At 59.3% G+C, this 25,425-nt stretch carries 19 protein-coding genes; 8 read left to right on the top strand and 11 right to left on the bottom strand.

What is annotated here, in order from left to right:
* Nucleotides 1-7: 7 nt before the first annotated feature.
* Nucleotides 8-1,960, bottom strand: a complete 1,953-nt coding sequence (locus FHX15_RS07475; RefSeq protein WP_184395084.1) for an acetoacetate--CoA ligase — start codon at nt 1,958-1,960, stop codon at nt 8-10.
* Between the two features lie 162 nt (nt 1,961-2,122).
* On the opposite strand from FHX15_RS07475, the gene FHX15_RS07470 reads away from it, so the two are divergent.
* Complete coding sequence (locus tag FHX15_RS07470) at nt 2,123-4,021, top strand: AsmA-like C-terminal region-containing protein (protein WP_184395082.1); 1,899 nt, start codon at nt 2,123-2,125, stop codon at nt 4,019-4,021.
* A gap of 19 nt (nt 4,022-4,040) precedes the next feature.
* On the opposite strand, the gene FHX15_RS07465 is transcribed toward FHX15_RS07470, so the two are convergent.
* The 5 genes from FHX15_RS07465 to FHX15_RS07445 all read right to left on the bottom strand — a co-directional run bounded on the left by FHX15_RS07465 (nt 4,041) and on the right by FHX15_RS07445 (nt 9,632).
* A complete protein-coding gene (locus FHX15_RS07465; protein WP_184395080.1) occupies nt 4,041-4,859 on the bottom strand; it encodes an ABC transporter permease in 819 nt (272 codons plus the stop codon).
* A 3-nt stretch (nt 4,860-4,862) separates the two neighbouring features.
* Entirely contained in the window at nt 4,863-5,774 is a 912-nt protein-coding gene (locus tag FHX15_RS07460) for an ABC transporter permease subunit (RefSeq protein WP_184395078.1), read from the bottom strand.
* A gap of 4 nt (nt 5,775-5,778) precedes the next feature.
* Entirely contained in the window at nt 5,779-6,921 is a 1,143-nt protein-coding gene (locus FHX15_RS07455) for an ABC transporter ATP-binding protein (protein ID WP_184395076.1), read from the bottom strand.
* 91 nt (nt 6,922-7,012) lie between these two features.
* Nucleotides 7,013-8,110, bottom strand: a complete 1,098-nt coding sequence (locus FHX15_RS07450; protein ID WP_184395074.1) for a polyamine ABC transporter substrate-binding protein — start codon at nt 8,108-8,110, stop codon at nt 7,013-7,015.
* A 127-nt stretch (nt 8,111-8,237) separates the two neighbouring features.
* Nucleotides 8,238-9,632, bottom strand: a complete 1,395-nt coding sequence (locus FHX15_RS07445) for a short-chain fatty acyl-CoA regulator family protein (RefSeq protein WP_184395072.1) — start codon at nt 9,630-9,632, stop codon at nt 8,238-8,240.
* Nucleotides 9,633-9,812: 180 nt separating this feature from the next.
* Between FHX15_RS07445 and aceA the strand changes: the two genes are divergently transcribed.
* The 3 genes from aceA to FHX15_RS07430 all read left to right on the top strand — a co-directional run bounded on the left by aceA (nt 9,813) and on the right by FHX15_RS07430 (nt 12,558).
* Complete coding sequence (aceA, locus tag FHX15_RS07440; RefSeq protein WP_184395070.1) at nt 9,813-11,102, top strand: isocitrate lyase; 1,290 nt, start codon at nt 9,813-9,815, stop codon at nt 11,100-11,102.
* Between the two features lie 13 nt (nt 11,103-11,115).
* Nucleotides 11,116-11,352, top strand: a complete 237-nt coding sequence (locus FHX15_RS07435; RefSeq protein WP_184395068.1) for a hypothetical protein — start codon at nt 11,116-11,118, stop codon at nt 11,350-11,352.
* 105 nt (nt 11,353-11,457) lie between these two features.
* Nucleotides 11,458-12,558, top strand: coding sequence for a helix-turn-helix transcriptional regulator (locus FHX15_RS07430; protein WP_184395066.1), 1,101 nt, complete (start codon nt 11,458-11,460; stop codon nt 12,556-12,558).
* 16 nt (nt 12,559-12,574) lie between these two features.
* On the opposite strand, the gene FHX15_RS07425 is transcribed toward FHX15_RS07430, so the two are convergent.
* From FHX15_RS07425 to FHX15_RS07405, 5 genes are all read right to left on the bottom strand, one after another.
* A complete protein-coding gene (locus tag FHX15_RS07425; RefSeq protein ID WP_184395064.1) occupies nt 12,575-13,444 on the bottom strand; it encodes a LysR family transcriptional regulator in 870 nt (289 codons plus the stop codon).
* Nucleotides 13,445-13,748: 304 nt separating this feature from the next.
* The gene (locus tag FHX15_RS07420) at nt 13,749-15,593 is read right to left on the bottom strand and encodes a methyl-accepting chemotaxis protein (protein WP_184395062.1); all 1,845 of its coding nucleotides are present in this window, start codon (nt 15,591-15,593) and stop codon (nt 13,749-13,751) included.
* Between the two features lie 259 nt (nt 15,594-15,852).
* On the bottom strand, nt 15,853-18,381 hold the full coding sequence (locus FHX15_RS07415; protein WP_184395060.1) for a methyl-accepting chemotaxis protein: 2,529 nt from the start codon (nt 18,379-18,381) through the stop codon (nt 15,853-15,855).
* Between the two features lie 308 nt (nt 18,382-18,689).
* Nucleotides 18,690-18,833 carry a hypothetical protein gene (locus tag FHX15_RS07410; RefSeq protein WP_184395059.1) on the bottom strand — a complete coding sequence of 48 codons (144 nt, stop codon included), beginning with the start codon at nt 18,831-18,833 and terminating at the stop codon, nt 18,690-18,692.
* Nucleotides 18,834-18,987: 154 nt separating this feature from the next.
* Complete coding sequence (locus FHX15_RS07405; RefSeq protein ID WP_184395058.1) at nt 18,988-20,208, bottom strand: NAD(P)/FAD-dependent oxidoreductase; 1,221 nt, start codon at nt 20,206-20,208, stop codon at nt 18,988-18,990.
* A gap of 89 nt (nt 20,209-20,297) precedes the next feature.
* Here FHX15_RS07405 and FHX15_RS07400 point away from each other — a divergent pair, with 89 nt between their 5' ends.
* The 4 genes from FHX15_RS07400 to pgl all read left to right on the top strand — a co-directional run bounded on the left by FHX15_RS07400 (nt 20,298) and on the right by pgl (nt 25,367).
* The gene (locus FHX15_RS07400) at nt 20,298-21,734 is read left to right on the top strand and encodes a glutamine synthetase family protein (protein WP_184395057.1); all 1,437 of its coding nucleotides are present in this window, start codon (nt 20,298-20,300) and stop codon (nt 21,732-21,734) included.
* Nucleotides 21,735-21,743: 9 nt separating this feature from the next.
* The gene (locus FHX15_RS07395) at nt 21,744-23,039 is read left to right on the top strand and encodes an NAD(P)/FAD-dependent oxidoreductase (protein ID WP_184395056.1); all 1,296 of its coding nucleotides are present in this window, start codon (nt 21,744-21,746) and stop codon (nt 23,037-23,039) included.
* Nucleotides 23,040-23,174: 135 nt separating this feature from the next.
* Nucleotides 23,175-24,650 (top strand): glucose-6-phosphate dehydrogenase, encoded by a 1,476-nt coding sequence (gene zwf / locus FHX15_RS07390; protein ID WP_184395055.1) that lies wholly within the window; start codon nt 23,175-23,177, stop codon nt 24,648-24,650.
* An 18-nt stretch (nt 24,651-24,668) separates the two neighbouring features.
* Entirely contained in the window at nt 24,669-25,367 is a 699-nt protein-coding gene (gene pgl / locus FHX15_RS07385; RefSeq protein WP_184395054.1) for a 6-phosphogluconolactonase, read from the top strand.
* The last annotated feature ends 58 nt before the right edge of the window (nt 25,368-25,425 follow it).

The following is a 25,425-nucleotide window of genomic DNA, read 5'->3' as shown; positions in this document are numbered from 1 at the left end:
GCTACTATCAAAGCTTTAGCTCTTCCAAATCGGCAAAAAGCTTCAGCGCCTCGGGGTTGGCGAGCGCCTCCTGATTCTTTACGGGCCGGCCGTGCACGACCTCGCGCACGGCAAGTTCGACGATCTTGCCGGACTTGGTACGCGGGATATCCGGCACCGCAATGATCTTGGCCGGTACATGACGCGGAGAGGCGCCGACCCGGATGCGGGTCTTGATCGCCTTCACAAGGTCCTCGGTCAGAGCCACGCCAGGCGCCAGCCGGACGAAGAGCACGACGCGCACGTCGTCGTCCCAGTCCTGGCCGATGCAAAGCGCCTCGGCCACTTCTTCCATCTGCTCGACCTGATTGTAGATTTCCGCCGTACCGATGCGCACGCCGCCCGGATTGAGCGTCGCATCCGAACGGCCGTGGATGATCAGGCCGCCATGCTCGGTCCATTCGGCGAAATCGCCATGACACCAGACATTCTCGAAGCGCTCGAAATAAGCGGCCCGGTACTTGGCGCCATCAGGGTCATTCCAGAACATGACCGGCATGGAAGGAAAGGCCTTGGTGCAGACCAATTCGCCTTTTCCCTGACGAACCGGCTTGCCTTCGTCATTCCAGACATCGACCGCGAGGCCAAGGCCTGGTCCCTGGATCTCGCCGCGCCAGACGGGCTGCAATGGGTTGCCGAGCACGAAACAGGAAACAATATCCGTGCCGCCTGATATCGAGGCCAGTTGGACGTCCTCCTTGATGCCTTCGTAGACGAAGGTGAAACCTTCAGGCGAAAGCGGCGAGCCGGTGGAGGTGATCAAACGCAGGCTCGACAGATCGTGACTGGTGCGCGGCGTCAGCCCGCCCTTGCGCACGGCGTCGATATATTTTGCCGAAGTGCCGAAGATCGCAAATTTCTCCTGAGCGGCGTAGTCGAAGAGCACGTTGCCGTCGGGGGCAAAGGGCGATCCGTCGAAGAGGCAAAGCGTGGCACCGGAGGCAAGGCCGGTTGCCAGCCAATTCCACATCATCCAACCGCAGGTGGTGAAGTAGAAAAGCTTGTCTTTCGGCTGCAGACCACAGTGGAGGCGATGCTCTTTCAGATGCTGGAGAAGCGTGCCGCCGGCCGAGTGTACGATGCATTTCGGCACGCCTGTCGTGCCCGAGGAAAACAGGATGTAGGCGGGATGGGCGAAAGGCAGTTGCACGAAGTCAATCGGCTTCGGCTCGTAGGGAGCGATGAATTCGGCCAGCGTCTTGCCGCCGACGGTTTCCCGCGCGGCCGCTTCGGCATCGCCGGCGTAGTGGACCACCAGCGTCGGCACACCGAGGCTTCTTGCGACGTTCGCCACCTTCTCCTTCACGTCCTGCAGCTTGCCATTATACCAATAGGCATCGCAGGCGATGAACAGTTTCGGCGCGATCTGGCCGAAGCGGTCCAGCACGCCCTGCTCGCCGAAATCCGGAGAACAGGACGACCAGACGGCGCCAATCGACGTTGCCGCCAGCATAGCCGCGACGGTTTCGGGCATATTGGGCATCATGGCGGCCACGCGGTCGCCCTCAGCGATACCGAGCGCACGAAAGCCCTGCTGGAGCTGTGATACAAGCGCACGCAGGCGATCCCATGACCAGCGGTCCTCGACCTTGTCTTCACCGCGGAAAACGATGGCATCGCCCTGCCCGCTTCCACTGAGCAGATTTTCAGCGAAATTCAGGCGTGCCTGTGGGAAGAACCGCGCTTCCAGCATTCGGTCGCCGTTGACGAGAACCTCTGCGCCGCGCTCTCCTTTCACGCCACAGAAATCCCACAAGGCCGACCAGAAATTTTCCCGATCTGCGACAGACCAGGCATGCAGATCCTCAAACCCTTTCAAGGCGAGACCAAAGTCATCATTGCAGCGCTGTATAAAGGCGTGGATCGGACTATTTTCGATCCCAGTTTCCGTGGGCTTCCAGAGCGGTTGGTTTTCCTGCATTCAATCCTCCTCCCCAATGCGCGTGTTATATCATGCTGCATTGCATTATAAAGTGTGCAACGGCGCGACCGGCCACGCGCAGGATTTGCATATGTCCGGTATTTCATATATCCGGCGAAATCAGAAGATAACGGGTAACCAGCTGAAATTCCGGCGGAGCTCATGGGTACGTCCAGACAAGGCAGATGGCGAAGATGGATCGGCCCCGCCTCGCGCTGGCTGCCGGCCTTTGCCCGTGTCTCCACCATCGTTTTGCTGATCGGGCTTGCCTTCTTCGTCGCACTCAGGATTGCGGCCCCTTATCTCGTCTCAACCGGTTTCGTCCGCTCCGGCATCGAGGATGCTCTGTCGAAGTGGACAGGCTATCACGCGGAGATCAAGGGTAATCCGGTCCTCGAATTCTGGCCGACGCCGCGCATCACGCTCAATGAGGTCACCATCCGCCAGCCGCGCGAAAGCGGTGACAGGCTGCTTGGCCGTATCGAAAGCCTTTCAGCCGATTTCAGCCTGATCGATGCCCTGCGCGGCCGGACACGTTTTCACGAATTTCACCTGCAGCGACCCGACCTTTCGCTCACGCGCGACGAAAACGGCCTGATCGACTGGAGCTATGCCGGCCTTCTGGCACGGGCGATCAGGGGCGTGCGGGATGAAAATGGCGCCGAGGTTCTTGCTCCGAAGCTCGACGCCGACATCGGCGCCGTGACCGTCGAGGACGGCACGCTGACAATAACGGATACGCTGACGGGCAATATCTACCACCTGGACAACGTCGCGGCCGATATTGCCTGGCCGAAGCTGTCGAGGCCGATTTCCGCCGTTATCATTGCCCGCTTCAATGGCCAGGACCTGAAGATCGATTTTGCATCCGCCGCGCCGCTGCTCGTCTTCGCCGGCAAGAATGCCGAGATGAAAGCCTCAATCACTTCCAACCTCATGACGGCGCGCTTTCAGGGCGTCGGCAGCATGGTGAGCCTTTCGAACATATCTGGCAATTTCAACGCGAGCTTCCCGGATGTACCCGCCCTTTTGAAATGGTCGGGCAGACCGGTGCCGGGAATCGAGACGCTGAAGAGCGCGTCGATGAAGTCGGATGTGACGTCGGCGTCCACCGGTTTCCGCTTCAACAATCTCAGCATGACGCTCAACGATGCGAGCGCCACGGGTGTGATGGATTTCACCACCGCGTCCGGCAGGCGGCCGAAGATCGGCGGGACGCTCGCCTTCGATCAAATGAATCTCAAGCCGTTCCTCGATGCCTTCGCACTCAGACTTGCGGCCGGTGGCGTAAGCGACATCCTTTTGCGTGGCCCTACCGGGCCGTTGCAACTTCTCGATCTCGACGTGCGGCTTTCCGCACGTCAGGCGCAAATGGGCATCTTCTCGCTTGCAGATGTCGGCGCCAGCGTGATCGTCGCCGGTGACGAAGCGAAATTCGATATTGGCGACAGCCAATTCGAAGGCGGCGAAATGACTGCCCATCTCGAGGCCACCCGCCGCGATTTCGATGGCGGCGGCAAGTTGCAGCTTTCCATCCGAGACGCCGATTTCAACGCACTTGCCGAAAAACTGCAGCTCAAAGGGCCGCTGCCTCATGCAACCGGCTCACTCGATCTTTCGCTGCAGACGCCGAAAGCAATCTGGACGACCGGACTTGCCGACGTCACCGGAAAACTGAAGTTCTGGACAAGCGCCGGTTCCATACCCGGCGTCGATGTCTCTGCAGTTCGCACGCAGGCGGCTCAAAAGTCATTTTTCCCTTTAAGCACCGCTGCAAACGGCGCATTCGCGTTCAACAAGCTGGATCTCCAGGCCGACTTTGCCAATGGCACGGCGGAAATCCACGACGCGCGTTTTGTCGGCTCCGAACAGACGCTCGCCTTGTCAGGCGTCATTACCTATGAATCGAACGGGCTTGCCCTTTCCGGTTCGCTGGAGGCGACCGATCCGGCAAGAGCAGCCGATCTGCCGCTCCTGCCCTTCTTCATCGGCGGCTCCTGGCCGAACCCGGTGATCTCGCCGGTGCCGCTGCTCGCTACGCCCGCAAAGACCCAGCCCTAGAGCTTTTCCTGGTTATCGTCTAAGCGGTGGCTGCGGCGGCCCGTTCATCCCGCTCGCGCTGCACTTCGCGACGTTTGGTGACGACAGATGCGCAGATGACGCCAACTGCCACGACGGCGATCAGAATGGTGCAGACCGCGTTGATTTCCGGCGTCACGCCAAGTCGCACCTGGCTGTAGATCTTCATCGGCAGCGTGGTTGCGCCTGGGCCGGAGGTAAAGCTCGCAATTACAAGGTCGTCCAGCGACAGGGTGAAGGCCAGGATCCAGCCCGAAAAGACCGCAGGCGAGATGATCGGCAGCGTGATCTCGAAGAAGGTACGCACCGGCGGTGCACCAAGATCCTGAGCGGCTTCCTCGATGGACTGGTCGAAGCTCAAAAGCCGCGACTGCACGACAACAGCGACGAAGCACATGGTCAGCGTCGTATGCGCCAACGTGATCGTCCAGAAGCCACGATCAAGGCCGATCGCCACGAAGAGCAGCAGCAGTGACAGGCCGGTGATGACTTCGGGCATGACGAGCGGCGCGTAGACCAGTCCTGAAAAGAGGATGCGGCCGCGAAAGCGCGTGAAGCGAACCAGCGTGATCGCCGCCATTGTGCCGAGGATCGTCGCGAATGTGGCCGACAGCAGGCCGACGCGGATCGTCACCCAGGCAGCATCGAGCAGGGCCTGATTGGAGAGCAGCGAAACATACCATTTGGTCGAGAAGCCGCCCCAGACGGTGACGAGCTTCGATTCATTGAAGGAGAAGATCACCAGAAGCACGATCGGCAGATAGAGAAATGCGAAGCCGAGGACGACTGAGGTGATGTTGAAACGGGTCCATCTGAGCATGGCTTATCTCCCTGCCTCGTCGGCTTTCGCCTGGACGTTCTGGAAGAAGACGATCGGGATCACGAGTATGAGAAGCAGGATTGTCGCCACGGCCGAGGAAACGGGCCAGTCACGATTGGAATTGAATTCGTTCCAGATCGTTTTGCCGATCATCAGCGTCTGCGACCCGCCAAGCAGGTCCGGGATGACGAATTCGCCAACGGCAGGAATGAAGACCAGCATGCAGCCGGCGATGACGCCCGGGATCGACAGCGGGAAGGTGACGCGCCAGAAAGCCCGGATCGGCGTGCAGCCGAGATCCTGCGCCGCCTCGATCAGCGTGCCGTCCATCTTTTCCAGCGCCGAATAGAGCGGCAGCACCATGAAGGGCAGATAGGAATAGACGATGCCGATATAGACGGCGGTGTTAGTGTTGAGGACGATCAGAGGGTTGTCGATGAGATGCAGCGACAACAGAAGCTGGTTCAGCAGGCCCTCCGGCTTCAGGATGGCAATCCAGGCATAGACGCGGATCAGAAAGCTCGTCCAGAAGGGAAGGATCACCAGCATCAAGAGCGTCGGGCGCACATTGCGAGGCGCCTGCGCCATGCCGTAGGCGATCGGATAGGCGATCAGCAGCGTCAGCAAGGTAGAGATGCCGGCGATGACTACGCTTGAGATATAGGCGTTGAAATAGAGCGGATCGGCAATCAGGTAGCCATAATTGTCGAGCGAGAAGGTCGAAATCTTGTCCCAGAAACCTGACCAGCCATCAGCGAGCGCGAAGACCGGCTCATAGGGGGGCATCGCGATCGCCGTCGCCGACAGCGAAATGCGGAAAACGATGAAGAACGGCGCCAGGAAGAAGAGCAGGAGCCAAGCATAGGGAATGATGATGACGAGACGGCTGTAGAAGCGTGAGGCAAGTGTTCCCATGATCTCAATCCTTCAGCAGCACGCCGCCGTTCTCATCGAAGGAAACCCAGACTTCCTGGTCGTAGGTGAAGGGGTCATCGACGGAGCGCTGCGCGTTGAGAGAGGAGGCCTTGACGACATTGCCGTTCGACAATCTGACGTGGAAGACCGTCATGTCGCCGAGATAGCCGATGTCCCAAAGTTCGCCCTTGGCGGCGTTGATCGAGGCATTGGCGGGTGCTGTGCGCGTGACGCGGAGCTTTTCCGGACGGATGGCAAAACCGAGCGCGGCACCGATGGCCGGCGCATCGGTCGAGGCCGTGCGGACTGTGAAGCCGCTATCGACGGCAATCTCGACAGCACCGTTTGCGGCCGTTGTCACCTTGCCGTCGAATATGTTCACGTCGCCGATGAAATCAGCAACGAAGCGGCAGTTCGGTGCTTCGTAGATTTCGGCCGGCGTGGCGACCTGCACCACCTTGCCATGGCTCATGACGGCAATGCGGTCGGCCATTGTCATGGCTTCTTCCTGGTCGTGGGTGACGACGACGAAGGTCAAGCCGAGGCTCTGCTGCAGGTCCATCAGCTCGAACTGGGTTTCCTCGCGCAGCTTCTTGTCGAGCGCGCCCAGCGGCTCATCGAGCAGGAGAACCTTCGGGCGCTTGGCGAGAGAGCGGGCGAGTGCGACGCGCTGGCGCTGGCCGCCGGAAAGCTGGTTGGGCTTGCGGGAAGCGAATTGCTCGAGCTTCACGAGCTTCAGCATCTGCGAGACACGCTCGGCCATTTCGTCCTTCGGCATGCCGTCCTGCTTGAGGCCGAAGGCAATGTTCTTCTCGACCGTCATGTGCGGGAAAAGAGCGTAAGACTGGAACATCATATTGACCGGCCGTTTGTAGGGCGGCGTCCCCGAAAGATCGGTGCCATCGAGAATGATCTCGCCCGATGTCGGCTGCTCGAAACCGGCCAGCATGCGCAGCAGCGTGGACTTGCCGCAGCCGGATGCGCCGAGCAGCGCGAAGAACTCGCGGTGATAGATATTCAGCGATAGATCGTTGACGGCGGTAAAATCGCCGAAGCGTTTGGTGACATTTTTGAAGACAATGAACGGTTTTGCGGACGGATCGGACCAGGGGGCGAATGCGCGGCGAATATTGCCAAGAGACTTCATATTATTCCCCGAAAATACAAGGTTTTAGTCGGCCTCCAGCCGGGCCGGGAATGGAAAGGCCCGGACGTTTCCGTCCGGGCCGAAATCTCGATTACTGGCCGGTGACGACCTTGGTCCAGATTCGTGTCACCAGGCGCTGCGTTTTCGGATCGAGTGGCGGCACCGTGAAGAGCTTGGCCATGATCTCCGGCGTCGGATAGATCGCCGTATCGTCGATCACCTCCTTGTCGAGGAACTGCTGCGAAGCCTTGTTGCCGTTTGCGTAGAAGACGAAGTTGGATGCCTTAGCGGCGACTTCAGGCTTCATCATGTAATTGATGAATTCATGCGCCTCTTCGACATGCGGCGCATCCTTTGGGATGCCGAAGACATCGAAGAAAATCTGCGCACCTTGGCTCGGGACCGAATAGTCGACATTCACGCCGGCCTTTGCCTCGGCTGCGCGATCTCGGGCCTGAAAGACGTCGCCCGAAAAGCCGAGCGCAATGCAAATATCGCCGTTAGCGAGCGCGCTGATATATTCAGAGGAGTGGAACTTGCGAACGAAGGGACGAACGGCAAGCAGGACGTCCTGCGCCTTGTTCAAGTCCTCCGGCTTCTTGCTGTTCGGATCCAGGCCGAGATAGGCAAGAACGGACGGAATGACGTCTGTCGGCGAATCCAGCATATAGATGCCGCAATCCTTGAGCTTTGCGGCCTTGGCCGGATCGAAAAGCGCATCCCAGTTCGGCTTTTCGTCCGTGCCGAGTGCAGCCTTCACCTTATCGACGTTATAGCCGATCCCGGTCGTGCCCCACATGTAGTCGACGGAATATTCGTTACCCGGATCGAAGGTGGCGACGCCTTTCATCACGACGTCCCACATGTTCGACAGGTTCGGCAATTTAGACTTATCGAGCTTCTGGTAAACGCCGGCCGCGATCTGGCGCTGCATGAAGGACACGGTCGGAACGACGACATCATAACCGGTGCCACCGGCCAGGAGCTTGGTTTCCAGCGTCTCGTTGGAATCGAAGGTGTCGTAGACGACCTTGATGCCGGTTTCCTCGGTGAAGTCTTCAAGGATCGAGCTGTCGATATAATCGGACCAGTTGTAGACGTTGACCACACGCTCCTGGGCGAAAGCCGGAGCGCCGGCAAGGAGAGCGGCAACGGCAACTGCCGTCAGGTTGGGGATTCTTGACCTCATGATATCTCCTGTTTTTTTAAAGGTATCGCGCCCCCGGACACCTCTTATTCCCTCTGGTTTGGCTGCAGACTAGAAAGGAATTTTAAAGCCTACAAGCGCAAAATCCTGTGGCGTCAATGATTTCGCATCACTGAAAATCGAAGCTTCCGAGGCCGGCAGAGGTCTCGTCCAGGGCGAGTGGACGCGTCAGCGGCGGCTCGGCCCGTGAAAGGCACCCACGCCGTTCACAGAGACGGCAGGCAGGGCCGACCGCAACCGGCAGAACATCGCTTCTGCCATAGACCAGACTGTCGCGCAGGGCGGCATCGCAGCCGATCAGGAGGGCCGTGCGCCGCGCCCGTTCGCCAAATTCAACAACCGGTCCTTCGAGCGTGCGCGCAATCGTCAGGAAAGTCGAACCGTCAGGCATGGCGACCGTCTGGACCAACACCCTGCCCGGCTCAAGAAAGGCGGTGTGGACATTGAGCTTCGGACAGTTGCCGCCAAAGCGGGCCTGCGGAAAACCCTGGGCGCCTGTCCTGCGGATGACATGACCCGCAGCATCGCTTTCGATCAGGAAGAAGGGAATACCCGAAGATCCGGGACGCTGCAGCATGGCGAGGCGTGACGCGGCCTGGCCGAAGGAGACAGCGAAACGGGCGCGGATGAGATCGATGTCGTATCGGGTATTCTGTGCCGCAAGGAGCAAGGCTCCATAAGGCATCAGCAACGCGAGAGCGGCACTGCGCGTGAGCTCGAAGCGGGCAATGCGACGCGCCTCGTCGGAGGATAGCGGCAATTCGTCAAGCGCGGCTTCGATCTGCGACCGCAGCGCAAGTCTTGCCACTTCGATGGCTATTTCCTGCGCTTGATCGGCCCCCGATAGACGCTCGGACAAGAAAAGACGCATCGAGTGACGGTCGAAGCGCCGGCGCAGGTCCGGCATGACATGAACAGGCAAGATCCTGACGCTGATGCCCCGTTCGGTCTTCAGCCAATCCTTCAGACCCAAGCCAACGGCAAGTCCGTTGACGAAGCTTTCCGCTGCCACGTCTATCTCACCAAAATAGGCAGGACGGCGCTCCAGCACTTCCCTGACTTCATCCAGGGGCAGGCGGCCGGGGGCGACAGGCGCAGGACCTTCGCCCGCCATCAAGGCCGTCAGGTCGGAAAGCCGGGCGGCCTGCTCGCGATAGGCGCGGTAGAGCTTGATCATTCCGCCAGCCGCATTGGGCGCGGCATCGGCCACTTCGACAAGCTCCTGATCACCCGGCAGTTCACCCGACAGCAACGGATCGGCAAACACCTCCTTCAACTGCCCGAGGCTGCCGGCGGCTTCGCCCTGCAATTCCTCAAGATCGATGCGATAGACAGAGGAGAGCTTGAGCAGCAGCTGCACCGTCAACGGGCGCTGGTTGCGCTCGATCAGATTCAGGTAGGACGGGGAGATTTCCAGCGCCTCGGCCATGGCGGTCTGAGTCAATGCCAGCGCATTGCGGATGCGCCTGACTTTCGGTCCTGCGAATATCTTCCGTTCCGCCACGTCACATCCTTTACATGCCAGAATTTACAGTCTTTTACAAAATTACTGATTGTCTCGTAAATCCTCTTCATCCTAACCTCTTTCTTCGCCTGAAATCAAAGGTTTTTCTGGATAATTTGGCCAATCTTGTAAATCCTGTCATCAGCGCTTGAGGCGTTGGCAATTGAGAGGAGATTGGCAATGACAGAATTTTACAAACTCATCCGCAATGCACCTGACCGACGCTTCGATGGCATCGAACGGCCCTATACGGTCGACGATGTCGAGCGTCTGCGGGGATCCGTGACACTCCAGTATACGCTGGCCGAGATGGGGGCTCAGCGTCTATGGCAGCTTCTGCATGAGGAGAATTTCATCAACGCGCTCGGAGCGCTCTCCGGCAACCAGGCTATGCAGATGGTGCGTGCCGGGCTGAAGGCGATCTATCTTTCCGGCTGGCAGGTCGCCGCCGATGCCAATACCGCGTCATCAATGTATCCGGATCAATCGCTCTATCCCGCCAATGCCGGACCGGAGCTCGCCAAACGCATCAACCGTACGCTTCAGCGCGCCGATCAGATCGAGACATCCGAAGGCAAGGGGTTTTCGGTCGAAACCTGGTTTGCGCCTATCGTAGCCGATGCCGAAGCCGGGTTTGGCGGGCCGCTGAACGCCTTCGAGATCATGAAAGCCTATATCGAGGCGGGAGCAGCCGGCGTTCATTTCGAGGATCAGCTTGCGTCAGAAAAGAAATGCGGCCATCTCGGCGGCAAGGTGCTGATCCCGACCGCCGCTCATATCCGCAACCTCGACGCGGCGCGGCTTGCGGCCGATGTCATGGGCGTGCCGACGCTCGTCATCGCTCGCACCGATGCTGAAGCGGCTAAGCTTCTGACCTCCGACATCGACGAGCGCGACCAGCCTTTCGTCGATTATGACGCAGGACGCACGGTCGAGGGTTTCTATCAGGTGCGCAACGGGCTGGAACCCTGCATTGCGCGTGCCGTCGCCTACGCATCGCATTGCGACCTCATCTGGTGCGAAACGTCGAAGCCGGATTTGGAGCAGGCGCGTCGCTTTGCCGAAGGCGTCCATAAGGTGCATCCCGGCAAGCTGCTTGCCTATAATTGCTCGCCTTCCTTCAACTGGAAGAAAAACCTCGACGATGCGACGATCGCCAAGTTCCAGCGCGAACTTGGCGCCATGGGCTACAAGTTCCAGTTCATCACCCTCGCCGGGTTCCACCAGCTGAACTACGGCATGTATGAACTGGCCAGCGCCTATCGCGAGCGGCAGATGGAAGCCTATTGCGAACTGCAGCAGGCGGAATTTGCGGCGGAGCCACGCGGCTATACCGCTACCAAACATCAGCGTGAGGTCGGCACCGGCTATTTCGATGCCGTATCACTGGCGATATCAGGCGGCCGGGCCTCGACGACGGCCATGGGGGAATCAACCGAACACGCGCAGTTCAAACCGGCTGCCGAATAGAGGAGGAAAGGACATGGCATCCATTGCACGCGTCCGCGAACGGACGGAAGAACAGGCAAGCAGCATGACCGACAATCAGCAGACGGTGATCCGCATGCTCGCCAATGACCTTCACAGGCTGAACCAATCGGTGATGACGGCCGTCGAGGCCGGTGTTTCGGTCGAGCTGGTGCGCTCTGCCCGGCATCACGGCGGCGACGGAAACTGGGGGGATCTGCTGATACCCGTCGTCGTCGCAAACAAGAATTGATACCAAAGGTCCGGCGGCACAGTCCGCCGGACCTACGCAATTTGACGCAATTGTCACCCCAATAAAGTCACGGCATAATGAGCATGTCTTCGAACGGAACTGTATATGCCCGGTTCGCCGCATGCAAAGCTCGAAGTTCTGACTGATCTGATCTATGGCGCGCTCTTTGGCGAAACGTCGTGGCAAGCGTTTCTCGATGCGTTAACGGCGACTATGCCCGACGCCAAGTCTACGCTGTTCTTTCATGATGCCGTCGCGCGCACTGGTGGGCTTTCGCTATCCTCGGGCCTCGAAACCGCGGAGATCGAGGCCTATAACCGCTACTATGCGGCCATTAATCCGTGGATGCCGCGTGCCGCCATCCGGCCGATCGGCCTTGGGGTGATCGCCGATCAGATGCTGCCACGCGAGCAGCTTCTGAAGACGGAGTTCTACAACGACTACATCCGATGGATCGGCTGCGAGAGCAGCGTCGGCGTCACGATCATGCGGGAGCACGGACGCTCCTTCAATCTCTCGACACTGACTTTTTCCGCAGATCCGGATTTCAATCGCAGCAATGCCGAGCTCCTCAGCGATCTCGCGCCGCATCTGCGGCGCGCCTTCGACTTCATTCGCCGCGAGCATAGCAATCCGCATCGTGACGAGAACGGATTGGCACTCTTCGATGCGATCGGCATCGGCATCGTCTATATCGGCGAAGATCAGGCCATCCGCTCCATCAACAGCGCAGCCGAGGAAATGATCGCGGAAGGCGAAGCGATTGGCGTGAGTACGACGGGACGGATCTTGATCAACGACAACGAGCTTGCCTCTCGCCTTTCTGCGCTGCTGTGCCGCCGCGTTCCGGCACTTTCGCCGGCAAGCACCCGGATCAGGATGAAGAACGCCAGCTTCAAGTGCACGCTGATAAAGATGCAGTCGGATTTCATCACCGACTTTCTGGAAGGACCGAGGGTGGCGATGATCATCGAGCGGACGAGGCTGCCGATGTGCCCCGATCCCGACGATGCCATGCCCCGCATCGACCGTCTGACGGCAGCGGAAATGCGGGTCGCAGCCGGCATCGCAGCGGGCCTGTCGCTGCGCGAAGTCGCCCGGGCGAACGATGTCAGCTACGAGACCGCCCGCTCACATCTGAAAAACATCTATTCGAAACTCGGCGTAAACAGCCAGGTGGGGCTCGTGCGCCGGTTGATGCCATAGAGCGTTGCAAGAGGAATTATCCACGGCTGGCGCGCTTGCCTGCGAACAGGTCGGTATAGCTTTTCAAAAGTCTTGTCATGCGGTCGGCAACAGTTCGAATTTCCGGGCGACGGCGATCCTCCGCATTCATGACAATCCATTGGCGATGACGCAGCTCGGCCAGTTCACCGCCGCAACGATCCAGCTCCGGGTCGAGATCGCCGACGAAGCAGGGCAGCACCGCCTTTCCCGCACCCGCACGAACCAGATCGGGCAAAGAGCGCGGGCGATTGACCGTTGCGACGATCGCGGATCGAGCATTCTGGTATGGCCAACGCAGGTAGGCGGAGATCGCATCCTCTTCGCCGACGGCAATCCACCTGGCATCATCCTTGCTGGCGTTGCGCCTGATATAGACGGCATAGGCGACTTCGCCGAGCAGGCGGGCGGCGAGATTGGTCTCCTCCGGCTCGAATGCGCGGATGCCGATGTCACTTTCGCGGTAATTCAGGTTCGCGCGGGCCTCGCCGATTGTCAGCGAGATGCCGAACGTGTCTCCCGGCATCCGGATCGCAGAAAAATTCTCCGTCAGCAGCCAGGATATCCACGTGCCAGCTGCGACCCTGACTGTGGCGCCTGCCTCAGATGATTGCCGCCACGCTTCGACCTTGCGGGCAGCCGCCTCCATCTCCTGCAGATGATCGAGGAGGGTCTGTCCATCTGGGGTCAGCCGGTAGCCTGTCTGGCTGCGGTGAAAGAGCGTGCGGCCGAGTTCCTGCTCGAGATCGAGCATTCGCCGGCCGATCGTCGCTGGGCTCAAAGCAGTCGCGGCGCTTGCGCCTGTCAGGCCGCCGGTGCGGGTGACCTGCAGAAAAAGATGATAGGAATCCCAGTTACCGTTTTTCATGAGTGAAAAACATAATAGGATTTTGCCTGTTTAAGAAGCCAATTTTGATGCGTAGATCAACTGATGTCCACAAACGAAAGGACATCACAATGATTGAAAGTTTCCTGATCGCCAACATCATCGGCCATATGCAACAGGCAAGATTGCTTGAGGGAACGAGACGCAACCGGATAAAAGAAGAACAAGCCTTTTACGACAGTGCTGGAAGCAGCCTTCCGGTCCGACTTGCAGCATGGCTAACGCAGCCGGCAGATGAGGTCACCGGTCGCACCAGGGTGCGATCCGGCAAAGACGAATGCGGATGTCAGGCCGCCTGCCTCACGCGGCCATGAACGGCCGCGCCTTCGGCAAGCCGGAACTGCTCGATGAGCGCCATCAGCACGTTGGCCTCTTCCGCGAGCTGGCGGCTTGCCTGCGTGGCTTCGGCAACCATCGAGGCATTCTTCTGCGTCATCTGGTCCATTGCATTGACGGAACTGTTGACGTCCTGAAGGGCCGCCGACTGGTCACGGCTTGCCGTGGCGATGGTTTCGACATGGCCACTGATCGCGATGATCTCGTGGCTGATCGAGGCGAGCACGCTGCCGGTCTTCTGTACCAGTTCCGAACCGGCATTCACCTCGCGCGTCGACTGGTCGATCAGCGCTTTGATCTCCTTGGCGGCATTGGCCGAGCGCTGGGCAAGCTCACGCACTTCCTGCGCGACGACAGCAAAGCCCTTGCCGGCTTCACCGGCGCGCGCTGCCTCGACACCGGCATTCAGCGCCAGAAGGTTGGTTTGGAAGGCGATGTCGTCGATGACGACGATGATTTGTTCGATACGCTGCGAGGCGTCTTCAATGCGGCCCATGGCAGCGACCGCGTCGCTGACGACAGCGCCGGAACTGTCGGCCGTCCGTTTGGTCGCGGCAACGACGTTGTTTGCCTCATGGGCGCGCTCGGCCGACGAGCGGACCGTGACGGTGATCTCTTCGACGGCTGCAGCCGTTTCTTCGAGGCTTGCGGCCTGCGATTCCGTGCGCCTGGAGAGCTCGTCTGCAGAGGCGGAAACCGAACCGCTGTTGCGCTGGATGGAAGCGGCGCTCGCCCGAACGCGCGTCAGTGTATCCTGAAGGCGCTCGAGCGACGTGTTGAAGTCCATGCGAAGCTGTTCGAGCCGGCCGACGAAGGGGGTTTCAATGGTCTGCGAGACGTCGCCCTGGGACAGGCGTCCCAGACCGGCGGCAAGCTGATTGACGGCAAAGTCGATCTGGCCGTCGAGCGTACGCTTCTCCGCATCGTTGCGGCTGCGCTCGGCATCGTTCAGGGCGCGCTGTTCGGCGGCCTGCGTCTCCAGTTCCTGTCGGGCGATCGCGCTGTCGCGAAAGAGAGCGAGCGCACGGCCGATGTCGCCGAATTCGTTCTTCTTTTCGACGCAGGGGACGGCGCTGACGAGATCTCCCGACGAAATGGCGCGCACGCTTGATGTCAGTGCCTGCATCGGCCTGACGGAGCGGCGGATCGCATAGAAGGCGAGCACGCCGACGAGCAGCATCACTACTGCACCGACACTGAGAACCAGCGTCTGCAGTTGGTTCATGCGCTCATAGTAAACTTCCATAGGTATGCCGATGAAGAGGATACCAATCGTGGCACCGGAGGGATTCTTGACCGGGAAATAACCTGTCATGAACTTGCGGCCGAAGAGATCCGCCGGACCGTAATAGGCGTTGCCCTGAGCAAGCACAGGCTGGGCGGGATGATCGGCTGCGAGCTTCGTGCCGATGGCACGGTCGCCATTTTCCTTCTTCACATTTGTGGAGACGCGGACGTAGTCACCTCCCTGCTTTTCGAAGATGGTGGCGACGCCGGCGATCGACTGCGCCGTACGATCAACAAGCGAATAGTCGCCGAAGGCCGGGATCTTGTCCTCGGTGACGCTGGACAGCGCGTTGTTCTTCACATCGACGCGGACATCAGCGTCGCTTGCGCCATAGAGAACCGCCATCGAACGGCTCGCATCCTTCGCATCGGAGACCGCGCTTTCCATGACATAGCTGCCGAGATTGTAATAGGTCACGCCGACGATCGCTGCGGTGCTGACCGCAAGCAGAAGCAGCGTGATCGCAACGATCTGACGCACGATGGACGTTGAGAAGAAGAGCGGCATCTGGAACCCCTGGCAAACACAACCGGTATCAGCTTCATAAGAATGCGTTAGGGAAAATTTTCCCTTAACGCAGGGGCACTGGAAGCGCTCCACTCGGGTTTTTCCAAATTTAGCAGGACTTCATGGATGCCTAAGTCACTATCCGAGCAGAGAAAATTCAACCTTTCTCCTATTTTGCACAAGCTGTGCGAGTATTTATGAAGAAACAAAAACGGCCCTGGGGACCGGGGCCGTTTATATTGCATGCTGAAGGTCAGAATCAGGCGGCGCGATACATATGCATGTCGCTGTCGCCGTCGATTTTGAACTGCTGTACAAGGTGCAGCAACGCGTCTGCCTCGTTTGCGAGCTCGCGGCTCGCGGCAGTGGTTTCTTCCACCATCGCAGCATTTTTCTGGGTCATCTGGTCCATCTGGTTGACAGTGGAGTTGACCCCTTGCAGCGCGCTCGACTGGTCGTGGCTTGCGCGGGCGATCATTTCGACGTGCTGACTGATGGTGACGATCTGGGCACTGATCTTCGCAAGAACCGTGCCCGTTTCCTGTACGAACTGCGAACCCGAATTGACCTCGTTCGTCGACTTGTTGATGAGGCCCTTGATCTCTTGCGCGGCAGCGGCAGAGCGTTGGGCAAGCTCGCGGACTTCCATGGCGACGACGGCAAAGCCCTTGCCGGCTTCCCCGGCGCGAGCGGCTTCGATGCCCGCGTTCAGAGCGAGCAGGTTCGTCTGGAAAGCGATTTCGTCGATGACGCCGATGATCTGCTCGATCTGGCGCGACGCATCCTCGATGCGGGTCATGGCGTCGATCGCATTGTTGACGACGACAGCGGAGTCATCGGCGCTGCGCTTGGCCTGGCGGACGATCTGGTCGGCATCCTTGGCGCGCTCGGCAGACGAACGGACGGTGACGGTGATCTGATCGACGGCGGCAGCGGTTTCTTCGAGCGATGCAGCCTGCTGCTCCGTGCGCTTGGCGAGATCCTCGGCAGACTGGGCCATCTGGTTGCCGTTGCCCTGTATCATCTGCACGTTGTCGCGAATCTGGCTCATCGTGGCCTGCAGGCGCATCATCGAGCCGTTGAAGTCCTGGCGGAGTTGTTCGAGGCGACCGATGAAGGGCGTGTCGATCGTCGTGGAGATATCGCCCTGCGACATGCGCTCGAGGCCGGCAGCGAGCTGATTGACGGCAAACTCGATCTGACGATCCATTTCGCGCTTTTCGGCATCGTTGCGCTGGCGCTCGTGCTCGGCGGCTTGGCGCTCTTCGTCGCTCTGCTCCTCAATGCGGATCTTGGAGATGGCATTTTCCTTGAAGATGCCAAGTGCGCGGGCCATGTCGCCGATTTCGTCGGAACGCTTTTCACCGGAGATGCTGGTATCGAGCGCACCCTCAGCAATGCGGCGCATGGCGGCGGTGATCTGAGCGATCGGCCGCTGCAGCGTCAGCACTAGCGCGATACCGCCGACGATAGAGACCAGGATACCGAGCGCGGTGGTACCGACGGAGATGCTATTGGCCTGTTCGCGCTCCGCGCCCGCAGTTTGCTTCTGCTCTTCCGCGAAGCTGGTCAACTGACCCCAGACACCGTCGAGTTGTTGACGCGCGGCGACGTAATCGGCCGTACGCTGGTTGATCACATCGACGAGGCTCTGTGCACCCTTGTCCATCGAAACGAGAGCGGGTGTAATCGCATCGACGATATCACCGGCGAAGTTCATACCCTTGGCGCTGGCCTGAAGGGTGTTCAGCATGGTGTTGAGCGTTGCGATTTCCTGATTCAGGCGAATACGATTTTCCTTGTTCGGCTTCGCGTTGAAATCGGCAAGTACGAGCTGCAGCGAATAGATGGAGCTTTCGAGGCGCCGGGTGTCTTCCAACACGGAGTTGGTCTGGGCGATGCGGCTGTCGAGCTCCACGAAGGTCGTCGTCGCCTCGCGCATCATTTGCGTGGCGGTGAGCTGTGTGTAGGTGGACATCTGGCGGAAGCGGGAGACGAGACGGCCGAGATTGGCAACGCCGTCATCCGTGCTGGCCTCGGGTAACGCCGCCTGAGCTTTCAGGTCGCTGATGGTCTGCGCCATCGACTGAGTCATGCTCTTCTGATTCTGCGGCACGGAGATGTCGATCATGCGCTGCGCCTTGACGATCGCAGGTAGCGCGTCGGTCACGACCTTCAGCTTGTCAGCCGAAGTCTGCGCCTTGTTGAAGTCATTCATCGCAGCAGCCAACGTATCGCCGCCCTTCAGGAGACGGTCGGCTGCGCGCAATGTCGCCGTTGCGTTGCCTTCGTCGGTGCGAATGTTTTCTTCCAGCTGCTTGGCGTCATAGCTGACATTGAAGCGGTTGGTAATCATCACCTTCTGGGCATCGTCGATCTGCTTGCGAAGGGCCATTTCCTGCTCGTGCAGCGTCCAGAGTTTGCCGACGGTATCCGAAATGCCGTTCGTGCCCTCGATGGCAGCCTGGAGGTTTTCATGACCGGCGTTATCGCCGATCTGCGCCATGGTGGCATTCAGCGTCTGACCCTGGGCTTTGATATCAGCATGGAGTTTGTCGCGCGCCTGCTCGTTGGTGGTCTGCAGGAAGTCATCCATCGAGGCATAGAGATCCTTGAACCCGCTCAGCGACTGGAGGACGCTGTTGGAAATCTCCATCCGGCCTTGCAGCAGACCGGAGGCATAAAGGCCGGTCAGACCGACAGCGGAAATGGTGATCACGAATGGCAGAACAAAAATCAGAACCTTGGTCTGAATTTTGAAACGAGAAAGAATCTTGTCAATGAACATCGCGTGCCGTGCCTTTCATACACCACTCCTCCCGCAGGCAGCCTTATGGCGCCAGCCGGGTGCATAACAGCTGATCTACTAGCAGTTTGGGAGCCCCTGAAGCGGGCGGCAATCATTGCCAGTCCATTTCCGGCAAGACCGGAAACACCCAAATATTCGTCTACAATGTGTCTGATTAGATATTAATTTTCGGATAAGCGGAAAGAGCGCCTTACCCTTGATTGCACAACAGTTGCAATTTATGCACTGCGGAGCCGCGATATGTCAGTCGCGAAACCGGAAACTTCCATTTCAAGCTGCTGCAAAGATCAGATGAAGTGGGAGAGAAGAACAGCGATACTTGCGGCGGTTGCGCCGGCTGCGAGCATCAGATAACGCAAAGCTATGAGCTTCGTATCAGGCTTTGCCTGGGCGATTGCGATGGCGCGGGCGCGTCGAGTGTTTCTGTCCATTACGAAACCTCACTTCTATCTGTACACGACAATCCGACAAAACGGCCTGCCGGTAAAGGTTAATTTAGGAACCACTTTGCCAACGTGCCATTGGGACAGGATGGCGCAGCCAAATTAAGAAGTCTTGAATCGTCCAAATGTTTCAGCTCGGCTTTTATAATGACTCACCGGCAGCAAAACCGGATGCCCAGGCCCACTGGAAATTATAGCCGCCGAGCCAGCCGGTCACGTCGACGCATTCGCCTATGAAGTAGAGGCCAGGAACGGTCTTGACCTGCATATTGCGCGAATCGAGAGCTGTCGTGTCGATGCCGCCGAGCGTGACTTCTGCTGTCCGATAGCCCTCGGAGCCGGAAGGCTTCACGGACCAGTTCTGCGCCGCACCGGCAAGCCGGTTTAGCAGCTTGTCCGACAGGTCTGCCATGTTGCCGCTGACCGCCTCCCGTTCGACGATATATTGCGCCAGGCGCTTCGGCAGGATTTCTCCGAGTGCCGTCTGCGCAGACTGGCGCCCGTTTGCCTGCTTGGCCTTCTTCAGATGCGCGGCGATATCGACATCGGGTTCGATATCGATGGTGAGGGTATCGCCTTCCCGCCAGAAGGAGGAAATCTGCAGGATGGCCGGGCCGCTTAGTCCGCGGTGGGTAAAAAGCAGGGCTTCGCGAAAGGCAGTTTTGCCGCGGCAGATCTCGGCAGGCACGGAGATGCCTGAGAGCGGTGCAAGGCTTTCGAGCAGGACCGGGTCGAGCGTCAGCGGTACGAGGCCGGGACGCGTTTCCGTAACGGCGAGGCCGAATTGCTCGGCAATACGATAGGCAAAGCCGGTCGCGCCCATCTTCGGAATGGATTTTCCGCCGGTGGCAATGACGAGCGAGCTGGCCTCGCAGGTGCCCTCCGATGTTAAAACTCGGAAGCCGTCTTTAGTCTTTTCTACACCTGATATCTCCAGGCCGAGATGCCATGCTGCGCCCGCCGCACGCATCTCGTCGAGCAGCATGAAGATGATGTCCTTGGCGCTGTTGTCGCAGAAAAGCTGGCCGAGTGTCTTTTCATGCCAGGCGATCCCGTGGCGGTCGACCATGGCGATGAAATCCGCCGGTGTGAAACGGGCGAGCGCCGATTTGCAGAAATGCGGGTTGGCGGAAAGGAAGTTCTTCGGGCCGGCATTGATATTGGTGAAATTGCAGCGGCCGCCGCCGGAGATGCGGATCTTCTCGCCGACGGCGCGGGCATGGTCGAGCACGGTGACCGAGCGGCCGCGCCGAGCGGCGCGAATGGCGCACATCATGCCTGCCGCACCCGCACCAATGACGATCACATCGCTCTTACGCTGCAAAATCCATTTCCTTGTTGAAATCGCGTCTTCTTTTTCCATCAAAGGGCTTATGTCAACGCCTTACACCCCCTCGCCAATTGCCAAACTCCGGTTATGATGGCGTCACGATCAACACAAACCGGTGTGTCATGTCCCCAAAAAAGACGACGCTGAAGCCTGCCAGAAACCTGCCCCCCGCAAAAAAATCCCCTCCCGATCCCGGATCTCTGCGCGGTGTTGCGAACTGGAAGGAAGCGGCGCAGTGGCTGAGGGCACGTGGGATCGAAGACATTGAATGCATCACGCCGGACCTTGCCGGCGTGCCGCGCGGCAAGATGATGCCGTCCTCCAAGTTTACTTCCAACACATCGCTCGCACTGCCTTCGGCAATCTACCGCCACACGATATCAGGCGAATATCCAGAAGAGACCGAAAGCTTCCGCTACGAGCCGCGCGACAGCGACCTGAAGCTCGTGCCTGACCTTTCCACCCTATCCGTGGTGCCTTGGGAGACCGATCCGACCGCGCAGGTCATTTGCGACATCGTCAACTCGGACGGACAGGAAGTCCCCTATACGCCGCGCAACGTATTGAAGCGCATTCTCAGCCTCTATGCCGAACGCGGTTGGAAGCCTATCGTGGCCCCGGAAATCGAATTCTACCTGGTCGCCACAAATGACGACCCGGACTATCCGCTGCATCCGCCCAAAGGACGTTCGGGTCGTTCGATTCTCGGCGGCCAAGGCTATTCGATCGCCGGCATTAACGAGTTCGACGAACTGATCGACGACATCTACCATTTCTCGGAAAAGCAGGGCCTCGAGATCGATACGCTGATCCACGAGGAAGGACCGGCGCAGCTCGAAATCAACCTCCGTCACGGCAATCCGATCGAGCTTGCCGACCAGGTGTTTCTCTTCAAGCGCACGATCCGCGAGGCGGCGCTGAAGCACGATATCTACGCCACCTTCATGGCAAAGCCGATGCAGGGCCAGCCGGGTTCGGCGATGCATATCCACCAGTCCGTGGTGGACATCGCGACCGGCAAGAACGTCTTCTCGAACAGTGATGGCTCGGCCTCGAAGGAATTCTTCCATTTCATCGGCGGCATGCAAAAATACGTGCCGAGCGCGCTTGCTATGCTGGCGCCCTACGTAAATTCTTATCGGCGTCTGCAGCCGGATATGTCCTGCCCGGTCAACAATGCTTGGGGTTACGACAACAGAACGACTGCCTTCCGCGTGCCCGTCTCCGATCCGCAGGCCCGGCGCGTGGAAAACCGCCTGCCGAGTTCAGATGCCAACCCTTATCTGGCCCTCGCCGCCTCGCTTGCATCCGGTCTGCTCGGCATTACGAAGGAAATCGAGCCCACCGCTCCGACCGAGGATTCGGCCAATGAAGGCTCGATCGATCTGCCGCGCGGCCTTCTCGAAGCCGTAGCACTCCTGGAAGACGAGCCGGCTTTCGAGGAAGTCTTCGGCAAGGAGTTCATTGGCCTTTATGCGGGGGTGAAGCGGGGCGAGTTCGAGACCTTCATGCAGGTGATTAGCCCCTGGGAGCGGGAATTCCTCCTTCTGAACGTGTGAGGGATCGCCATGACGAAAGAGACATGGCAAAGTCCCATCGCACCGGGTGTATCCTGGTATCAGGCAACAGTCGACGAGCGTCCCGACTATCCGGCGCTCGACGGCTCAAGGCAATGCGACGTCGCCATTATCGGCGGCGGTTATACGGGTCTGCAGGCCGCTTATAATCTCTCCAAAGCCGGGGTCTCCGTGACGCTTATCGAGGCTAGCAGACTTGGCGACGGCGCCTCGGGGCGCAATGGCGGGCAGCTCGGCACCGGCCAGCGCTGGTGGCCGGAAGAGCTGGAAAAGAAGATCGGTTACGAGCGCTCCAGGGCGCTTTTCAGTCTCGCCGAAGACGCCAAGCGGCATCTCATGGATTTTGCGACCGAGCACCAGATCGATATCGACTATGTGCCCGGCCAGCTCAATGTCGCCCACAAGGAAAGCTACAAACGGGAATACTACGAGAATGCGGAGATCGCCGCCCTGCGCTACGACTACCCGCATATCCGATTCATGGACCGTGAAGAAACGCAGGAGCGGCTCGGCTCCAAACGCTATTATTGCGGCGTTCGCGATACCGGCACAGGGCATATCCATCCGCTGAAGCTGCTGGTCGGCCTCGGCCGAGTGGCTGCCAATGCCGGCGCCGATATTTTCGAAATGACGAGGGCAAAGTCGATCGGCCAGGGCAGCGGCAGAGTTATCATCGAGACCGATCGCGGCACGATCACCGCCAACCGGGCGCTGATTGCCTGCAACGGCCATATCGGCAATCTGGAACCGATCACGGCAAGCCATGTGATGCCGATCCGCTCCTTCATCGGCGCAACTGTACCGCTCGACCGGTTTCCTGATGTGATACCCGGCGGCGAGGCGGTGGCGGATTCGCGTTTCGTCGTGCGCTATTTCCGTAAGTCGAAGGATGGACGGCTGCTCTTCGGCGGACGCGAGGCCTATACCGCCGACAACCCGCGCGACATCTCGCAGCATATCCGTCGGCAGATCGCTGAAATCTATCCGGCCTTGAAAGATATCGACATTACCCATGCCTGGGGAGGATCGGTCGGCATCACCATGCCGCGCCAGCCCTTCGTGCGCGAGGTGATGCCCGGGGTCACGTCGATCGGCGGTTATTCCGGCCACGGCGTCATGCTGTCAAATTATTGTGGCAAGCTTTACGCAGAAATGGTGCTGGGAAAATCGGCCGATCTCGATCTCTTCAAGGCGCTCGATATCCCTGCCTTTCCAGGCGGCGCGCGCATGCGGGCGCCGCTGCTTTTCCTTGCCCTGTCGTGGTTCGCCCTCCGCGACAAGTTTTAGTTCGATTGCGGATTTCCTCTCCAGGCAATTCGCTCTAAAACCGATGTCCGAGAGATTCATTGCACCGCACACTGGCTTTTTTAAATCGATTAGATTAAAACGGCCACCAACCAAGCCTGATTGAGAGACAAGCTCATGAGCAGCCAGATTATTCCCGTTGAGCCTTTTGATTACGTCGTCTTTGGCGGCAGCGGCGACCTTGCCGAGCGCAAACTTCTGCCCGCGCTGTATCATCGCCAGATCGAGGGCCAGTTCTCGGAACCGACCCGCATCATAGGCGCATCGCGCAGCCCGCTGTCACATGAGGAATATCGCAAATTCGCCAAGGATGCCCTGAAGGAGCACCTGAAAAAGGGCGAATATGACGAAGCCGAAGTCGAGAAATTCTGCTCGCGTCTGTTCTATGTTTCCGTCGACGCCCGCACCGACTCTGGCTGGGATCAGATGAAGAAGCTGCTCGATGAAGGCAAGGACCGCGTTCGCGCCTTCTACCTCGCCGTCGCTCCCGGCATCTTCGGCGACATCTCGCAGAAGATCCATGAGCACAAGCTGATCACCAAGTCGACCCGCATCGTCGTCGAAAAGCCGATCGGCCGCGACCTTGCTTCGGCTCTGCAGCTCAATGACAATATCGGCCGCGTCTTCAAGGAAGAGCAGATCTTCCGCATCGATCACTATCTCGGCAAGGAAACGGTGCAGAACCTGATGGCGCTGCGCTTTGCCAATGCGCTCTATGAGCCGTTGTGGAATGCCAACTATATCGACCACGTGCAGATCACCGTGGCCGAAGCCGTCGGCCTCGAAGGCCGCGCCGGTTACTACGACACAGCCGGCGCGCTGCGCGACATGGTGCAGAACCACATCCTGCAGCTTCTCTGCCTGACCGCTATGGAAGTTCCCTCTTCCATGGATTCGGAGGCCGTCCGCGACGAAAAGCTTAAAGTTCTGCGCGCCCTAAAGCCGATCAACGCTTCCAACGTCGAGCAGGCTACCGTTCGCGGCCAATACCGCGCCGGCGCCTCCGGCAGCGGCCCGGTCAAGGGCTATCTGGAAGAGCTCGAAGGCGGCGTTTCCAATACGGAGACCTTCGTCGCCATCAAAGCCGAGATCAACAACTGGCGCTGGGCGGGCGTGCCCTTCTACATCCGCACCGGCAAGCGCCTTGCCGGCCGCATGTCGGAAATCGTCATCACCTTCAAGCCGATTCCGCATGCGATCTTCGATCAGGCCGCCGGCCGCATCAGCCAGAACCAGCTGATCATCCGCCTGCAGCCGGACGAAGGCGTCAAGCAGTCGCTGATGATCAAGGATCCGGGTCCTGGCGGCATGCGCCTGCGCAACGTCTCGCTCGACATGAGCTTCGCGCAGGCCTTCAATGTTCGCAATCCGGACGCCTACGAGCGCCTGCTGATGGACGTCATCCGCTCCAATCAGACGCTGTTCATGCGCCGCGACGAAGTCGAAGCCGCATGGCAGTGGGTCGATCCGATCCTCAAGGGTTGGGAATCCACCGGCCAGCAGGTGCAGGGCTACACGGCCGGCACCTGGGGTCCGAGCCAGGCCATCGCGCTGATCGAACGCGACGGCCGCACCTGGCACGACGACATCTAAGTCCAAGGGTCCGAAGATATGGCATCGACACTGCATTCCTTCGCTAACGCCGCCGAACTCGCCGCCAACCTTGCAGACAAGGTTTCCGGTGCTCTTTCGGCAGCCATCGCAGCCCGCGGAGAGGCGAGCATCGCCGTTTCTGGCGGCTCCACGCCGAAAGCCTTTTTCCAGGTGCTTTCGACGCGCGATATCGACTGGCCCAAGGTGACGATCACGCTTGTCGACGAACGTTTCGTTCCCGCCGACAATCCGCGCTCGAACCACCTGCTGGTCGATGCCAATCTTCTTCAGAACAAGGCGAAAGCGGCACGGTTCGTGCCGCTTTACCAGCCGGCAAGCTCTGTCGAGGAGGCTGCAAAGCTTGCGACGGCAAAGAGTGCGGAGATCGGCATCCCCTTCGATGTCGTCATCCTCGGCATGGGCGGCGATGGTCACACGGCCTCGTTCTTCCCGGGCGGCAACAATCTGAGCGTCGCGCTTGACCCGCAGACGCCGCGCAGCATCATTACGATGGACGCGGAAGGAGCAGGCGAGCCGCGCTTGACCTTCACCTTCTCCGCGCTTGAAGATGCCAAAATGCTCATTCTCCACATTGAGGGCGAAGGCAAAAAAGACGTTCTCGCCAAGGCAGAAGGGAGCGGCGAAGAGGCAGAAATGCCGATCCGCGCCATTCTGCGCCGGGCCACTTCCCCGGTCGAGATCTACTGGGCTCCCTGATACGGCCGGACAGGCCCCCGGAGCCAGTGAACAGATAGAGACGAACCAGAATAAGGCA

Origin of the sequence: Rhizobium sp. BK650 (assembly GCF_014195325.1) — a bacterium.
In the GTDB taxonomy this organism is placed as follows: domain Bacteria; phylum Pseudomonadota; class Alphaproteobacteria; order Rhizobiales; family Rhizobiaceae; genus Rhizobium.
The sequence above is the reverse complement of the archived record's forward strand: the minus strand, read 5'-3'. Positions and strand labels throughout refer to the sequence as shown.

Coding starts and splice junctions, on each gene's coding strand:
- FHX15_RS07475 (WP_184395084.1), bottom strand. CDS start 1,960: ATGCAGGAAAACCAACCGCTCTGGAAGCCCACGGAAACTGGGATCGAA.
- FHX15_RS07470 (WP_184395082.1), top strand. CDS start 2,123: ATGGGTACGTCCAGACAAGGCAGATGGCGAAGATGGATCGGCCCCGCC.
- FHX15_RS07465 (WP_184395080.1), bottom strand. CDS start 4,859: ATGCTCAGATGGACCCGTTTCAACATCACCTCAGTCGTCCTCGGCTTC.
- FHX15_RS07460 (WP_184395078.1), bottom strand. CDS start 5,774: ATGGGAACACTTGCCTCACGCTTCTACAGCCGTCTCGTCATCATCATT.
- FHX15_RS07455 (WP_184395076.1), bottom strand. CDS start 6,921: ATGAAGTCTCTTGGCAATATTCGCCGCGCATTCGCCCCCTGGTCCGAT.
- FHX15_RS07450 (WP_184395074.1), bottom strand. CDS start 8,110: ATGAGGTCAAGAATCCCCAACCTGACGGCAGTTGCCGTTGCCGCTCTC.
- aceA (WP_184395070.1), top strand. CDS start 9,813: ATGACAGAATTTTACAAACTCATCCGCAATGCACCTGACCGACGCTTC.
- FHX15_RS07435 (WP_184395068.1), top strand. CDS start 11,116: ATGGCATCCATTGCACGCGTCCGCGAACGGACGGAAGAACAGGCAAGC.
- FHX15_RS07430 (WP_184395066.1), top strand. CDS start 11,458: ATGCCCGGTTCGCCGCATGCAAAGCTCGAAGTTCTGACTGATCTGATC.
- FHX15_RS07425 (WP_184395064.1), bottom strand. CDS start 13,444: ATGAAAAACGGTAACTGGGATTCCTATCATCTTTTTCTGCAGGTCACC.
- FHX15_RS07420 (WP_184395062.1), bottom strand. CDS start 15,593: ATGCCGCTCTTCTTCTCAACGTCCATCGTGCGTCAGATCGTTGCGATC.
- FHX15_RS07415 (WP_184395060.1), bottom strand. CDS start 18,381: ATGTTCATTGACAAGATTCTTTCTCGTTTCAAAATTCAGACCAAGGTT.
- FHX15_RS07410 (WP_184395059.1), bottom strand. CDS start 18,833: ATGGACAGAAACACTCGACGCGCCCGCGCCATCGCAATCGCCCAGGCA.
- FHX15_RS07405 (WP_184395058.1), bottom strand. CDS start 20,208: ATGGAAAAAGAAGACGCGATTTCAACAAGGAAATGGATTTTGCAGCGT.
- FHX15_RS07400 (WP_184395057.1), top strand. CDS start 20,298: ATGTCCCCAAAAAAGACGACGCTGAAGCCTGCCAGAAACCTGCCCCCC.
- FHX15_RS07395 (WP_184395056.1), top strand. CDS start 21,744: ATGACGAAAGAGACATGGCAAAGTCCCATCGCACCGGGTGTATCCTGG.
- zwf (WP_184395055.1), top strand. CDS start 23,175: ATGAGCAGCCAGATTATTCCCGTTGAGCCTTTTGATTACGTCGTCTTT.
- pgl (WP_184395054.1), top strand. CDS start 24,669: ATGGCATCGACACTGCATTCCTTCGCTAACGCCGCCGAACTCGCCGCC.